General features: G+C 37.0%; 13 protein-coding genes. 11 read left to right on the forward strand and 2 right to left on the reverse strand.

Annotation, left to right across the window (positions count from 1 at the left end; all coding sequences use genetic code 11):
* Positions 1-16 precede the first annotated feature (16 nt).
* A complete protein-coding gene (locus I7822_RS12575; protein WP_207978585.1) occupies positions 17-844 on the forward strand; it encodes a carbohydrate ABC transporter permease in 828 nt (275 codons plus the stop codon).
* 79 nt (positions 845-923) lie between these two features.
* On the opposite strand, the gene I7822_RS12580 is transcribed toward I7822_RS12575, so the two are convergent.
* Positions 924-1970: a lactonase family protein gene (locus I7822_RS12580; protein ID WP_243459438.1), complete on the reverse strand. Its 1047-nt coding sequence runs from the start codon at positions 1968-1970 to the stop codon at positions 924-926.
* 138 nt (positions 1971-2108) lie between these two features.
* Between I7822_RS12580 and I7822_RS12585 the strand changes: the two genes are divergently transcribed.
* Positions 2109-3824: an ABC transporter ATP-binding protein gene (locus I7822_RS12585; protein ID WP_207978589.1), complete on the forward strand. Its 1716-nt coding sequence runs from the start codon at positions 2109-2111 to the stop codon at positions 3822-3824.
* A 447-nt stretch (positions 3825-4271) separates the two neighbouring features.
* Positions 4272-4889, forward strand: a complete 618-nt coding sequence (locus tag I7822_RS12590; protein WP_066331417.1) for an acetate uptake transporter — start codon at positions 4272-4274, stop codon at positions 4887-4889.
* A gap of 191 nt (positions 4890-5080) precedes the next feature.
* Here I7822_RS12590 and I7822_RS12595 read toward each other — a convergent pair whose 3' ends face one another.
* Positions 5081-5407, reverse strand: a complete 327-nt coding sequence (locus I7822_RS12595; RefSeq protein ID WP_207978591.1) for a winged helix-turn-helix transcriptional regulator — start codon at positions 5405-5407, stop codon at positions 5081-5083.
* 262 nt (positions 5408-5669) lie between these two features.
* Here I7822_RS12595 and I7822_RS12600 point away from each other — a divergent pair, with 262 nt between their 5' ends.
* The 8 genes from I7822_RS12600 (at position 5670) to I7822_RS12635 (ending at position 16232) form a co-directional block, all read left to right on the forward strand.
* Positions 5670-6743 (forward strand): LLM class flavin-dependent oxidoreductase, encoded by a 1074-nt coding sequence (locus I7822_RS12600; protein ID WP_207978593.1) that lies wholly within the window; start codon positions 5670-5672, stop codon positions 6741-6743.
* A 441-nt stretch (positions 6744-7184) separates the two neighbouring features.
* On the forward strand, positions 7185-8087 hold the full coding sequence (gene rocF, locus I7822_RS12605) for an arginase (protein ID WP_207978595.1): 903 nt from the start codon (positions 7185-7187) through the stop codon (positions 8085-8087).
* A gap of 79 nt (positions 8088-8166) precedes the next feature.
* Complete coding sequence (locus tag I7822_RS12610; RefSeq protein ID WP_207978597.1) at positions 8167-9360, forward strand: ornithine--oxo-acid transaminase; 1194 nt, start codon at positions 8167-8169, stop codon at positions 9358-9360.
* A 329-nt stretch (positions 9361-9689) separates the two neighbouring features.
* Positions 9690-11060: an aspartate aminotransferase family protein gene (locus I7822_RS12615; protein ID WP_207978817.1), complete on the forward strand. Its 1371-nt coding sequence runs from the start codon at positions 9690-9692 to the stop codon at positions 11058-11060.
* Between the two features lie 5 nt (positions 11061-11065).
* Complete coding sequence (locus tag I7822_RS12620) at positions 11066-12589, forward strand: pyridoxal phosphate-dependent decarboxylase family protein (RefSeq protein WP_207978599.1); 1524 nt, start codon at positions 11066-11068, stop codon at positions 12587-12589.
* A complete protein-coding gene (locus I7822_RS12625; protein ID WP_207978601.1) occupies positions 12567-14366 on the forward strand; it encodes an IucA/IucC family protein in 1800 nt (599 codons plus the stop codon). The genes I7822_RS12620 and I7822_RS12625 overlap by 23 nt, the downstream gene beginning before the upstream one ends.
* A complete protein-coding gene (locus I7822_RS12630; protein WP_207978603.1) occupies positions 14356-14961 on the forward strand; it encodes a GNAT family N-acetyltransferase in 606 nt (201 codons plus the stop codon). The genes I7822_RS12625 and I7822_RS12630 overlap by 11 nt, the downstream gene beginning before the upstream one ends.
* Positions 14940-16232 (forward strand): lysine N(6)-hydroxylase/L-ornithine N(5)-oxygenase family protein, encoded by a 1293-nt coding sequence (locus tag I7822_RS12635; protein ID WP_207978605.1) that lies wholly within the window; start codon positions 14940-14942, stop codon positions 16230-16232. The genes I7822_RS12630 and I7822_RS12635 overlap by 22 nt, the downstream gene beginning before the upstream one ends.
* Positions 16233-16235: the final 3 nt, after the last annotated feature.

Raw genomic sequence — 16235 nt, forward strand, 5'->3', positions numbered from 1 at the left:
AAAGGAGGAAACGGACATGAAAAAGAAATTTGGCATTGGAAGAGGCATCCTTTATGCGATTTTGGTTATTTATGCGATAACAACATTAGTACCTTTTTTATGGGCACTATCTTCTTCATTCAAAACATTGCAGGAAATCGTAAGTGGTTCGATGAACATTTTTCCGGAGAATTTTACACTAGATAATTACAAGCAAATTTTTATCGAACAGGAGCTATTTCCACGTTGGATGCTTAATAGCATTATAATAGCAACTGTTGGTACAGTCTTAAATTTATTATTTAATTCAATGGCAGGATATGCTCTTGCACGTTTAAGCTTTCCTGGAAAAAAAGCGTTATTCATCATCGTATTAGCAGTCTTAATGATCCCTGCCCAAGTAACAATGATCCCTAACTATCTTATTTTAAAAGAATTTGGATGGTTAAACTCTTATCAAGGGATGATTGTGCCATCCATGATCAACGCAACTTTTATATTTATGATGCGTCAGTTTTTTATTAACTTCCCGAAAGAATTGGAGGAAGCAGCAGAAATTGATGGACTTAGTCGTTTAGGTACATTTTTTCGAGTTGTATTACCACTTGCAAAACCAGCATTAGCAGCACAATCAATTTTCGTATTCATGGGATTTTGGAATGACTTCATGCGTCCGCTAATTATAATGACAGATATCGAAATGTTTACACTGCCACTTGGCCTTAACACGTTTAAAGGACAATTTGTAAGCTATTGGAATTATATTATGGCTGCATCAATGGTCTTTACATTACCAGTCCTATTGATCTATGGATTCTTTAATAGATATTTTATTAAAGGAATTTCATTTACTGGAGGAAAATAAGTAACCTACTGAAAAAACGAGGCTGACTCAAAGGTCTGCCTCGTTTTATTTTGTTCTTTTTTAATTACAGTAAGTGATATTAAACATTTAAAAACTTCACACAAACCGGTTCAGGCACTGAAACATCAGACTGTATCAATGTTAGCTTCCCTGTTTCTTTATCTCTAGAGAATAAAACAAGATTGCTACTTTCCTGATTTGAAGCCACAATGAAGCTTTCTGATGGATCTAATACAAAGTCACGAGGCCAGTTGCCTTCAGTTGAAGTATACTCAACAAATGTAAGTTCACCATTTTCCTGATTAACACTGAATACAGCAATGCTGTCGTGTCCTCGATTTCCGGCATAGACGAAACGACCATCAGAAGAAATATGAATGGCACTTCCTTGACTATTATCAGTGAAATCTGCAGGAATTGTAGGTATGTATTGTAATTCCGTGAATATTCCAGTTTCAGCATTATAGCTTAGTGTGATAACTTCATTACTAAGCTCTGTCATAACATATGCAAACTTTCCATTTGGATGGAAGGTAATATGTCTTGGACCACTACCAGCTTTTACTAATAAGCTGTGAGCTTCTTCTAATTTTCCATTTTCATTTTTATATGTAATGACTTTATCAATCCCTAAGTCAACAGCAATTACATATTTCTCATCAGGTGTAAATCCTGAGAAATGAGTATGTGGTTTTTCTTGTCTTTCATGTGGACCTTTTCCTGTGTGTTCCATATTTGAAACAGCTGGATTTACTGTGCCATCTTCATCTACTAAGTAAGACTCGATCGTTCCCTTGTGATAGTTTGCAGTTACAACTTGGCGGTTTTCACTGTTAACACTCACATGGCATGGTGATGCACCTTCGCTGACTTGACTATTTACCTTGGAAAGCTCACCAGTTTGGGTGTTAATTGTGTATGAAGCGACACCCCCCTCATTACCTTCTTTCACAACTGCATAGAGAGTTTTGTTATCGTTGCTTACGTTTACGTATGTAGGGTTGTCCAATTCAGCAACTGCTTTTACATCACCTAGCTGAGAAGCTTCTGTATCTAATGTAAAGCTGTAAACCCCTTTACTCTCACCTTTTGTGTATGTACCGATATATCCAATTAATTTTGTCAAAATATTTTTACTCCTTCCAGATTTGATACCATACATTATATCGTTTGTTTGTGAGAATCTACAACATTTTGATATATCTATTTCTAATTAATGCTAATATAATATGTTTATATGATGTGAAAAAAAGGAGAAGAGTAGATGCTAAGGCGTTTTTATTCGTATTACATACCTCATAAAAGGCTTTTTATTATTGATTTTAGTAGTGCTATTATCGTTGCCCTTTTAGAATTAGCATTTCCACTTGCTGTGCAATGGTTTATTGATGCCCTACTTCCGAGTGAAGATTGGGGAGCAATTGTTTCAGTAAGTATTGGGTTATTGCTACTGTATATTATAAGTACATTTTTACAATTTATCGTGAACTATTGGGGCCATAAGCTTGGTATTAACATTGAAACCGATATGAGGAGACAGTTGTTTCAGCATGTGCAAAAGCAATCTTTTAAGTTTTTTGATAATACAAAAACCGGAAATATTATGAGTCGTGTTACAAATGACCTTATGGATATTGGTGAGCTTGCCCACCATGGGCCTGAGGATTTATTTATTTCAATCATGACATTCTTCGGTGCATTTTGGATCATGTTCACCATTAATGCAAAGCTTGCATTAGTGGCGCTTGTAATATTACCATTCCTTGGCTGGCTCATCGTGGTAAGTAATATGAAAATGAATCGCGCTTGGAAAAACATGTATAGTGAAATAGCAGATGTGAACTCTCGGGTAGAGGATAGTGTGTCAGGGGTTCGCGTAGTGCAATCATTTACAAACGAACATTTTGAAAATAACCTTTTTCAGGCAAATAACCAAAAATTTCGTAAAGCAAAGCTTGCTGGATATAAGGTTATGTCCTTTAGCCTATCTGGTATTTATATGATGACGCGATTTGTCACTTTAGCAGTGCTAGTAGTTGGAGCCTGGTTAAGTTATACGGGCCAGCTTTCATATGGAGAACTGGTTGGATTTGTTTTATATATAAACGTATTATTTAAACCGATTGATAAAATTAGTGCATTAATGGAGCTTTACCCGAAAGGAATGGCTGGCTTCAAGCGCTTTACTGAGTTGATGGATATGGATCCAGATGTTGTAGATGTTAAGGATGCTGTCGAAGTTTCCTCACTTCGAGGTGACATTAAATTTGAGGATGTGTCATTTGGTTATGATGAGCATAAACGAGTGTTAGAAGGGATCGATTTAACGATTTCTTCAGGGGAAACAATTGCCTTTGTTGGACCATCAGGTGCTGGGAAAACAACAATTTGTTCACTTATTCCTCGCTTTTACGATGTTGAGGGTGGTTCCATAAAAATTGACGGGATCGATATTCGTAACATGACGAAGCATTCCCTACGCTCACAAATAGGGATTGTACAACAAGATGTTTTTCTATTTACAGGAACGCTTAGAGAAAATATAGCCTATGGCAAATTACATGCAACACAAGAAGAAATAGAAGTAGCCGCAAAACGAGCTCATTTAGAAAGTTTTATTGAATCACTTCCATTTGGCTATGAAACACAAATTGGTGAAAGAGGACTAAAACTTTCAGGAGGTCAAAAGCAACGAATAGCAATTGCGAGAATGTTTTTGAAAAATCCACCAATATTAATATTAGATGAAGCAACCTCAGCTCTTGATACAGAGACTGAACTAATTATTCAAAAAGCATTAACCGAGCTTTCAAAAAATCGGACAACACTCGTGATTGCACATCGCTTAGCAACGATTCGCAACGCTGATCGCATTGTTGTCGTGACAGAGAACGGGATTGCTGAAGAAGGAAATCATGATGAATTAATTGAACAAGATGGGATTTTTGCGAATTTACATCGGGTGCAGTATCAGAGGTAGGTAACTCAAATGAGAAATTAACAAAAGCAGCAGTGGATATCATCCTACTGCTGCTTTTGTTTAACGTTTAGGAAATTATAAAATTCTTGAACTGTGGATAAGCGCACGACATCCAGCTCCAGCGCCTAGCCCCTCTAGGGTCTAGCTAATTTAGAATTGAAGGCAAAGAACGCCTTCTATTCTAAATCATCTTATTTGCCTTAGGCTGATCAAGGCGCTTGCGCTTTTGTTCTTAGGATAGAGGGAAATATTTAGTATCATTTTTTGAAAGGTAAAAAAGGTGTAGTCAGTTAGAAAATCTATGCTCTTTTTAGTCCTCTGAATTTTAGGTGACCATGAGGTTGTCCACCTTCTATCTTTATTGAGCAACTAAACTCAAGAAATAGTTTGACACCATTCTTTTTCTTATGTATCTTATTTAAGTATGTTTTTTTTTAGGAGGAAAGAATGGATATTCAGAATACACAACAAGTAAAAGTAACAACAGCAGATCCATCAGCATTAGGACTATTTGGACTAGCGATGGTGACTTTTGTGGCATCTTCGCAAAAGTTAGGGTTAACAGAAGGTCTTTCATTTATCTTACCTTGGGCGTTCTTTTTAGGTGGGATTGCACAATTGTTTGCTTGTGTTCAAGATGCTAAGCATAACAATATCTTTGGAACAACAGCCTTTGGGGCTTTTGGGTTATTTTGGTTTGGAGTTGGAATGTCTTGGTTAATCCAGTTAGGTTTTTTTGGTGAAAAACTAGCTGCAGATGCGGACCCGAAGCAACTTGGTGTTGCGTTTATAGGGTATTTAATTTTTAGTATCTATATGACTATCGGTGCGATGGAAACGCATAAAGTACTATTTTTTATTTTTGTCTTTATTGATTTTTTATTTATTGGTTTATCGCTAAGTACATTTGGAATTATGCACGAAGAGACACATATGCTAGCAGCTGTCTCTGAGTTTATTATTGCTTTACTTTCGTTTTATGGTTCTGCTGCAGTTGTGTTAAATACACACTTTGGCCAGGTGGTTCTGCCAGTAGGAAAACCGTTTGGTATTTATAAAAAGTAAGAAGAGTAGAATCGTTTTGATAAGGTTAGATGCATTTTTATCAAAGGGAATTACACTTCGGTTTTCGAAAAAGCCCCGTTTCTGAGCAATCAGAAATGGGGCTTTTTTATCGGTCAGCTAGGAGCCGCAGCTAGAAACAGAGTGCTCCATTTCATACGTCGCTAAACGGGATCTTGCGCTTTTGTACTTCATTAACCTTTCTCATCTTCCAGGTTTACCCAGGTTTGAGACCATTTTTCGATGTCTCTTAAAAGTGGTTCTAAGGATAATCCTTTTTCAGTTAAAGAATATTCAATTCGAACTGGAGTTTCAGGGTAAACTTCCCTACTCACAATCCCTTGATTCTCCAAGTCCTTTAATCGATCTGAAAGAACTCTTCCTGTAATTCCAATAGAAGTTTCGATGGTAGAGAAACGCTGTGGGCCATTAAGAAGTTGGTAAATTACTAGTCCAGTCCATCTCTGGCTTAATATACCCATTGCTCTTTCAAACCTTGGACAGATTAGAGATTTATTCATATTTCATCACTCCTATAAAAGATATTATACCAAATTATAAAAAATTATGTAGTTATGAATTATAAATTGGTTACTTGACATAAGTTGTTTACTAAAATATAATCACTTACATAAAGTAACTGATTTATTAATATAGTAAAGTATATAGATAAAGTAATTTACAAAAGGTATATAGGGAATATTGATGCCCAAGTAAGGATTGTGTAAAAAATATCCGTTAAAGTAAATCAAGCACCAATAAGTAGTTTGGAGGAATAATCCTATGTTAGCCAAAACAGACTTAAAGAAATCAGGATTCGAAATAGGTGTTTATACACTTGGCGATATAGGTCCTGATCCGCATACAGGAAAAGTCATTCATGCACAACAACGATTACAGGAAATAATAGCAGCGGCAAAGCTCGCTGATGAAGCAGGTCTAGATGTGTTTGGTGTTGGTGAGCATCATCGTTTAGACTATGCTGTATCTGCAACCCCTGTTGTCTTAGCTGCAATCGCCCAAGTAACAAAACAAATTAAGCTCACAAGTGCAACTACTGTTTTAAGTACAGTAGATCCGGTAAGATTGTTTGAAGACTTTGCTACATTGGATTTGCTGTCAAACGGACGTTCAGAAATAATCGCTGGTCGTGGAGCGTTTCTAGAATCCTTTCCACTTTTCGGGTATAACCTTGAAGACTATGACGACCTTTTCTTAGAAAATATTGAACTATTTCAAAAGCTCAACCAAAACGCTAAGATCTCTTGGACCGGTAATTATCGTTCAACACTACAAAATGCTGAAATTGCCCCACGTCCTTCTCAAGAACAACTTCCAATATGGGTTGGGGTTGGCGGTACACCTGAAAGTGCAGCAAGAGCTGGCAGTTTAGGGACTGGAATGGCACTTGCAATTTTAGGAGGAAATCCTTCACGATTTAAACCACTTGTTGACATCTATCGAAAAGCTGGCACCGAAGCAGGTCATAACTTAAATGAACTCAAAATCGCTGTCACAGGTCATGGGTATATCGCTAAAACTACTCAACAAGCAAAAGATGAGTTCTATCCTTATTATTCAAATTATAAACAATATGTTAACGGTCAGCTAGGTGGCAGTACGACAAAGATGTCTCGCACTGATTTTGAAGGAATGTCAAGCTCTGAAACAGCATTATTCGTAGGCAGTCCACAACAAATTATTGAAAAGATCCTCCATCAATACGAATTGTTTGGTCATCATCGCTTTATTGCACAGATTGATATTGGTGCTATACCATTTCATAAAGTTGCAGAAGGGATCGAGCTTTTAGCAACAGAGATAGCTCCAGTCGTACGAAGGGAAACGAGTAAGTAATGCTCATTTTTAACATAATGAGGATGACTCAGTAGGGAATGTCCCCGCTAAGTCATCCTCGTTTATATTTAGTATTCATCAATTGATAAACGGCTAATTTACATAGTAATAAAAGTGGAACCTTCTTATCAGACACACTCATCAGAAAACAACAAACTAGTGGATAACTTCAAACCAACTACCCTGGAGACTTGAAAAAAATTTTCAATATAAAAAATGAAAGAGATTCTTTGTTTGTTCGAGTGAAATTATACTTAAAAATTAAAAATCTATCTAATTATGCATTTATTAAGTATATATATTAGTTTTGCATAAAAGAAAATAATATTAATATACTTATTATTGTATACTTATGAATATTTATACATGATAATGTCGAGTTGAATCATCTCCCTATCGTAAGATACAATTGTGGCAACTAGCAAAGGGGGAGAATCTCAGATGAAAAAGCATATTTCAATAATTGGAGTTCCAATGGATTTAGGACAATCAAGACGTGGGGTAGATATGGGACCTAGTGCGATTCGATATGCTGGTGTTGTTGAGCGTTTAGAAAAGCTAGATTACGAGATTCATGATAAAGGTGATATAGAGATTGGTAGACCAGGTAAAGAGGAAGAAGATTCTGATGGGAATTTAAAATATTTGAAAGCGGTATCAAAAGCTAGTGAAGAGCTTGCCGTTGCTGTTAATAAAGTTGTAGAGTCTGGATCATTTCCACTTATTCTTGGTGGCGATCATAGCATTGCGATTGGGACACTTGCTGGAGTATCAAAGCATTACAAAAACCTCGGTGTGATCTGGTATGATGCCCATGGAGATTTAAATACTTGTGAAACATCACCTTCAGGCAATATTCATGGGATGCCACTAGCTGTAAGTATAGGTGTAGGGCATTCTGAATTAACTAATATTGCGAATTACATTCCAAAGGTAAAACCAGAAAACATCGTCATAATTGGAGCTCGCTCATTAGACGAGGGAGAAAAAGAGCTGATTCGTGAAAAAGGAATCAAGGTGTATACTATGCATGAAATTGATCGACTCGGTATGACGAAGGTGATGGAGGAATCTGTTGCTTATTTAAAGGATAAAACAGATGGCGTTCATTTATCTCTTGATTTAGATGGGCTTGATCCAAGTGATGCTCCGGGTGTTGGGACTCCTGTGTTAGGTGGGATTAGTTATCGAGAAAGCCATTTAGCAATGGAAATCCTTGAGGAATCAAAACTTATTACGTCCGCTGAATTTGTAGAGGTTAATCCAATTTTAGATGAAAGAAATAAAACAGCTACTGTTGCAGTCGCGTTAATGGGATCACTTTTTGGGGAAAAGTTATTATAGTAAATTGATAGAGGTTTTTGATTGAGTTTAGTCAGCCTATTTGAAAATGCATATATAACAATAATAAGGAGGTTGAAAGATGAATAATGAATCAGCAAAAGTGATTAACCAAACTGAAAAATACGGTGCAAAGAATTATCATCCACTCCCAATTGTGATCTCAAAAGCAGAAGGGATTTGGGTGGAGGATCCTGAAGGCAATACGTATTTGGATATGTTAAGTGCATATTCAGCGGTTAATCAAGGACATCGCCATCCGAAGATTATTCAGGCCCTTAAAAGTCAAGCAGATCGAGTAACCCTCACATCACGTGCTTTTCATAATGATCAGTTAGGACCATGGTACGAAAAAATTGCCCAAATTACGAAAAAAGACATGGCATTACCGATGAATACAGGTGCAGAGGCAGTTGAAACGGCGATCAAAGCGGTTAGACGTTGGGGCTACCAAGTAAAAGGAATTCCTGACAATCAAGCAGAAATTATTGCCTGTGTTGGCAACTTTCATGGTCGAACAATGACAGCAGTTTCACTGTCATCAGATGAAGAATATCGCAAAGGATTCGGTCCTATGCTACCTGGAATAAAATTGATTCCATATGGTGATATTGAAGCATTAAAATCAGCTATTACACCACAAACTGCTGGATTTCTTATTGAACCAATTCAAGGTGAAGCAGGTATTTTGCTTCCACCTAAAGGGTTCCTAAAAGAAGCGTATGATTTATGTAAAGCAAATCAAGTTCTTTTCGTTGCCGATGAAATCCAAGCAGGACTTGGTCGATCGGGAAAAATGTTTGCTTGTGATTGGGAGGATGTCATTCCTGATATGTATATTTTAGGAAAAGCACTTGGTGGCGGTGTGTTCCCAATTTCATGTGTTGTCGCAAATCGTGATATTTTAGGCGTTTTTAATCCAGGATCACATGGTTCAACTTTTGGCGGGAATCCACTTGCATGTGCAGTATCAATTGCTTCACTAGAAGTAATTGAAGAGGAAAATCTTGTAGAACGTTCATTGAAACTAGGTGAGTATTTTGTTGAACGCTTAAAACAAATCAAAAATCCAATCATTAAAGATATTAGAGGGAGAGGCTTATTTATTGGTGTTGAGCTTACCGAAGCTGCAAGACCTTATTGCGAAAGGCTGAAGGAAAACGGATTATTGTGTAAGGAAACACATGACACTGTCATTCGATTTGCCCCACCCCTCGTTATTACAGAAACAGAATTGGACTGGGCAATGGAACGGATTAAACGCGTTTTATCATAATTGCAAAACTTGATGAAGGGGAAACTACGACTCTTTAAAATAATGAAAAAGTTCAGTTGAGAGGCCATACACAATGTGTGTGGTCTTTTTCCATTTATATTAGAATCCCTTTACCAATTAACGATTCAGAATACCCACTTCCTAGATCATTTGAACCAATCTTTTTAAAATAGATGTTCTTTTTCTTAGGCACTTGTAATTAATTTCACAGGATGTAATTGACTTTGATAATCATTATCAACTATGATGACGTTATGAAATTAATTGAAAATCATTATCAATTAAAAATTAGATGTGATTTTTCAAATGATCATAAAGGAGTGAACATTATGGAAGCAATTATACCGACTCAATCAAAGAATCAAACGTTACTGGATGTGCAAGAGAGAAGAGAATCTAATGCAAGGTCGTATCCAAGAAGATTGCCTTTAGCCATTAAACGCGCAGAAGGTGTTTATATTACCGATATGGATGGTAAGAGCTATATTGATTGCCTTGCTGGTGCAGGCACACTGGCTTTAGGGCATAACCATCCTGTTGTTCGTGAAGCAATTGAAGATGTTCTTCATTCTTATTTACCGTTACACACACTTGATTTAACAACACCAGTAAAGGAAGCCTTTGTGGATGAAATATTCGACTCATTGCCACAAGCTTTTGCCGAAAAAGCAAAAATTCAATTTTGCGGCCCGACCGGTGGTGATGCGATCGAAGCAGCTTTAAAACTAGTGAAAACAGCAACTGGTAATCGAGCTATTTTATCCTTTCAGGGTGGATATCATGGGTCAACTCATGGGACCTTGAGTATTAGCGGAACAATAGGTCCGAAAAAGAAAATCCATGCACTTGTTCCAGATACACACTTTCTTCCATACCCCTATGAATATCGTTGTCCATTCGGAATTGGAAAGGAAGGACATCAAATAAGTAGTACATATATTGAGAATTTACTAGATGATCCTGAAAGCGGAATTGTATCTCCGGCAGCGATCATAGTTGAAGTTGTTCAAGGTGAAGGTGGATCAATACCTGCTCCAGTTGAGTGGTTAAAAGAGCTTCGCCGAATCACAAAAGAAAGAAAGATACCGTTAATCATTGATGAGGTACAAACAGGAATTGGTCGTACAGGCAAAATGTTTGCCTTTGAGCATGCGGGAATTGAACCAGATGTTCTTGTCTTATCAAAAGCTGTTGGAGGCAGTCTTCCACTTTCAGTTATGCTATATGACCGCAGTCTTGATCAATGGGAACCAGGTGCACATATTGGAACCTTTAGAGGAAATCAAATGGCTATGGCTACTGGACGTGCAACATTACGTTATGTGAAAGAAAATCAACTACCTAATCATGTAGAAAAAATCGGTTCATACTTAAAGAAACAATTACATTCTTTGCAAAGGGAGATGTCGTCAATAGGTGATATAAGAGGTCGAGGACTCATGCTTGGGATTGAAATTATCAACCCGAACAAACATTCAAATCACCTTGGAAGCTTTCCAGCATATCCGGAACTTGCGAGCATGATTCAACAAGAATGCTTTAAGAGGGGCCTGATTTTAGAGGTTGGTGGTCGATTTAGTACAGTTATTCGCTTACTACCTCCACTCATTATAACGAAAGAGCAAGTCGATGATGTCCTGCAACGTTTCAATGAAGCGATTAAGAGCGCAGAAACTCAACTAGGATTGCGTTTAAGGTGAAAAGAATGAATGCTAATTTTAACCAATGGTTTTTGCAACCAAATGCTCAAAGTGAAAAAACGTTCTTTGAACTAATGAATACCACCTTAACGTTAATTGCAGAGGAAACGAAAAGAACAAACAAACCGTTTTCCGGTGCAACTCGCCAAGACATCCAATCAATCGTGAAAAAGATAACGAACATCACTGGAATTGGCCAAGAGCTGGATGTTGTTATGAAAGAAATTCAAGAGGTTATCGTAAGAAACTCGTTACAGATTTCGCACCCTTCAGCAATGGCACATCTTCATTGTCCGCCATTGCTGCCATCGGTAGCAGCAGAGATACTAATCAGTGCAGGTAATCAATCGATGGATTCATGGGATCAAAGTCCAGCTGCTACTTATGTTGAGGAAGAGGTCATTCATTATTTCACAAAAAATATTGGCTATTCATCTGAAGCAGATGGAGTTTTTACAAGCGGTGGGACACAATCCAATTACATGGGGCTATTACTTGCACGAAATAAAGCGTGCCAAACGTTATTCTCAGTTCAAGTTCAAGAAGATGGACTTCCTGCTGAGGCAAATAAATTGCGAATACTATGCTCAGAACATGCCCATTTTACTGTCCAGCAATCAGCGGCACAACTTGGACTTGGCATCAATTCTGTTATAAAAGTAAAAACAAATGATTCTCAACAAATGTGTCTCAAGGATGCAAAGTACAAGGTGAATGAACTTCTTAAGCAAGGATTACTTCCCTTTATGATTGTCGCAACAGCTGGAACAACTGACTTTGGGAGTATAGACGATCTAACTGAACTTGCTAACCTAGCAAACGACTATCAATTGTGGCTGCATGTAGATGCTGCATTTGGAGGAGCCTTATTATTTTCCCATCACTATCACCATCTGCTCGAGCATATTTGCTTAGCTGATTCAATCACAATTGATTTCCATAAGCTTTATTACCAATCAATTAGCTGTGGAGCGTTTTTTGTGAAACATAAGCAATCCTTTCAACATATTGCTTACCATGCTGATTACTTAAATCCTGAAGAAGATCAGAAGGATGGAATTATCAACCTTGTTGAAAAAAGTGTCCAAACAACAAAACGATTTGATGCGCTAAAGCTGTTAATGACCTTTAAGTTAGTGGGTACAGATGTTTTTGGAGAAATGGTTGACTATACCATTCAGCTTGCAAAAAATACGGCACAGCTATTAAACCGTGACACACAGTTCGAAGTTCTAAACGAACCAACCCTTAACGCTGTATTGTTCCGTTATCTTCCCGTAAACCAGGTGGAGGATCATAGCTTTGTAGATGAATTAAACCTTGAACTTCAGCGTTATTTTTATCAAAGTGGTGACCTCATCATGGCTAAAACGAAGCAAAATGGGAAAGTGTATTTGAAATTTACGATGCTTAATCCACTAAATTCGATCAGTAACATGGAAGCTCATATTAAAAAAATCAAACAGATTGGTGAAAAAATAGCGAGTGAGAAAGGAGAGAATAGCTATGAATATTCCGTTCATTTCTAATCATCTAACTATGCAGAATCTACTTAATTGTTACATAAAGGAAACGAGGCAAGGTGTGCTGAAGGACGCTAAGGAAATAGACTTTCAATTAGAGGATGATAGTTGTAATGAAGTATATGACATTTCTTTAAAAAGTCAGTCTGTTACACTGTACGTTCCAGTTCGTTACAAATCTATAACAGGGCGCCATTTGTTATCGCCTTCAATGTACTATCAAGTGAAAAATGGGGAAGTTAAAGCTCTAGATTATTTGACATTAATTACGTATTTGCAAAAGGAGTTTGCTGAAACATCAAATAAACCTGTTCATACCGAAGAACTTATCCTTAGAACAATCTTAAGCTATCAAACAATTAAAGGAATTCTTTTACACCGTAGTAATGATCTTGATGAATGCTATCAAACGAATAAAACATTTTTGCAATCTGAGCAGTCTTTATTAATTGGTCATCAAGTTCATCCAACTCCAAAAAGTCGTCAAGGAATTGATGAGGATGAAGAGCATATTTTTGCACCTGAGAGAAAAGGATCGTTTCAGCTTCATTATTTTCATGCCAACAATGACTTCGTTGAGGAAGACTCGATTCTAGCAAAAAGTGCTACAGCACTTATAAAAGAAGAAATTAAAAAGGACTCTTCAGTATCTGAAGAATTTAAAGAAACTTATTGTCATGATGATGGCTATTCCTTGATCCCTGTTCATCCTTTACAGGCGAGAAAGCTGCTTGGCAAGGAAAACGTATGCCAGCTCATTCAATCTGGAAAACTTTCATATCTCGGTCCACAGGGGCGAAAATTTTCGCCAACCTCTTCTGTTCGAACAGTCTATAGTCAGGATACAAGGTTTATGTATAAATTCTCGATTCCAGTGAAAATCACCAATTCATTACGGATAAATAAAAGGAAAGAGCTTGATCGGGGTGTGGAGGTGAGTCGTTTATTGGAATGTTTACTAAATGACAAGCTAAACGTCCAACAAGGCTTTAAAATCATTCAAGATCCTGCTTATATCACATTAAAACTAGATGAAGAAGAATCTGGGTTTGAAGTAGTGATCCGGGAAAATCCGTTCCAACAAGGAGAAGCAGAACGGACAACGTTACTTGCAGGTCTGTGTCAGGATCATATAGCTGGCGGTTCATCCCATCTAGCAAACATCATTAATAATCTGGCTAAAATAGAGAAGCTCTCGATTAGACAAGTAAGTGAGGAGTGGTTTCGCCGTTACTTAAAGGTAAGTCTACAACCACTTTACTGGATGTATGCAACATACGGGATCGCTCTCGAAGCACACCAACAAAACTCAATTATTAAATTAGATGAGAAAGGATACCCTCAAACATTTTATTACCGTGATAATCAAGGCTATTATTTTATGGAATCAAAAGCAGAGATTCTAAAACAGATTATCCCAAATTTAAATGAAAAAAGTGACACTATTTGTGCTGATACAGTGGCAGAAGAACGCTTTCGTTATTATTTCTTTTTTAACCATTTATTTGGATTAATAAATTCTTTTGGTGTTAACCGTCTCATCGATGAGCAGCAATTACTGTTAGTCCTTAAAGATGAATTGAGGCTATTACAAGAACAATATGGTGATTCAACGAATTTATTAAACTCTTTGTTAACTGAAGAAACACTCCCTTGTAAGGCCAACCTGCTGACAAGGGTACATGATATGGATGAACTTGTTGGCTCTCTTGAAACACAATCAGTTTACACTCATGTTGCCAATCCTTTGTACAAACTAGTAGGTGAATTACATGGTGTCTAAGCTCATCATAAAGCAGTCGTTTTCTTTTCAACGATATGATTTAAATGTAAATAAAACGATTTCGTTCCGTGAGGTTCATTTTGACCGCGATGTCAAATTACTTCATTCATGGATGAATGAAAAGCATGTTGTACCATATTGGCAATTAGATCTTTCATTATCTGATTATAGCCTCCATTTACAGAATTTTTTGAAATGTGAGCATCAAACACTATTGATTGGTGAAATTGATGGAGTACCGATTAGTTATTGGGAGTCATATTGGGTAAAAGGAGATCTTATCAAAAACTATTATGAATTTGATGAATATGATCAAGGTGTTCATTTACTTATTGGGGAAAAAGACTATCTTGGTATAGGGTTGATTTATCCGTTACTAATGACGATCTTGTCTCAAAAATTTCAAGTTTCCCAAACGGAAAAAGTGATTGCAGAACCAGATGTTCGAAATGAAAAAATGATTCATGTGTTTAAAAAATGTGGTTTTACACCTATTAAAGAGGTGGAACTCCCTGATAAAACAGGACTGCTCATGTTTTGCGAACGGAGCACATTTGAAAGGAGGTGGACTGATTGGCAGCAAAACAAATTTTAGATGTCATTGGTGTAGGTATTGGTCCTTTTAATTTAGGATTAGCAGCTCTACTAGAAAAAACGGAGTGTAGCTCTTTATTCTTTGATAAAAAGCCTCGATTTGATTGGCATCCTGGAATGCTAATCGAAGGAACGACACTACAAGTCCCATTTTTGGCTGATGCTGTAACAATGGTTGATCCTACAAGTCGGTTTAGCTACTTAAATTATTTGCATATGCAAAAGCGATTGTATCATTTTTATTTTCTTGAAAAGTTCCAAATTCCACGAAATGAATACAATCACTATTGTAGATGGATAGCCGAACAGCTTCCACAGCTTCAATTTGGTTTTGAAGTAGAGAATATTGAACGAACGGAAGAAGGGTATTATTGTGTAACGGTTTTTTCTGTAGGGACTGGTGAGCGAAAAACCTATGAAACAAAGCATGTTGTGCTTGGTATCGGAACACGGCCATTTCTGCCGGAGAAATTTAATCGAGAAAGTGAACGAATCTTTCATTCATCACAATACAAAAATAAACGAAACGATGCTTTACAAGCTAAATCTGTTACGATCATAGGCTCTGGTCAAAGTGCTGCAGAAATTTTCTATGATCTTTTATCAAGGCAGACAGATCATTCCTATCAGTTGTCTTGGTTTACTAGGTCAAAAGGTTTTTATCCGATGGAATATTCGAAGCTAGGCTTAGAGCATTTCTCACCAGACTATACGAAGTATTTTTATCAGTTACCAAATGAAAAGAAAAAGGCCGCCCTAAAGAATCAGGCCTTACTTTATAAAGGGATTAGCTTTACAACGATTGCCGATATTTATGACTTATTATATGAGCGATCGATAGGAAACTGTAATTCGAATGTACATCTCCAAGCATTAACCGAGCTAGTTTCCATTGAAGAATGGAATGAAAAATTACGCTTATCACTCTATCAGCACGAGCAGGAATCAAGTAAGCAGGTTGATAGTGATGTTGTGATTCTTGCTACAGGCTACCAACCGTTTATTCCTGATTGTTTAAAAGGAATTGAAGGCTTTATTGAGTGGGATGAGAACGGCCAGTTAATGATCCAAGAAAATTATAAAGTTAAAACAAAGACGGAAAGTGAACACCATCTATTTGTCCAAAATGGTGAACTGCATACACATGGAGTCGGTGCCCCTGATTTAGGTCTTGGTGCATTTAGAAGTGCAACAATTATCAACCAACTAGTAGGAAAAGAAGTGTACAAAATATATGAACATCATAATGTGTTCCAGCAATTTGGAATGTAAGCA

It is taken from the genome of Metabacillus bambusae, from assembly GCF_017497975.1.
Lineage (GTDB): Bacteria > Bacillota > Bacilli > Bacillales > Bacillaceae > Metabacillus > Metabacillus bambusae.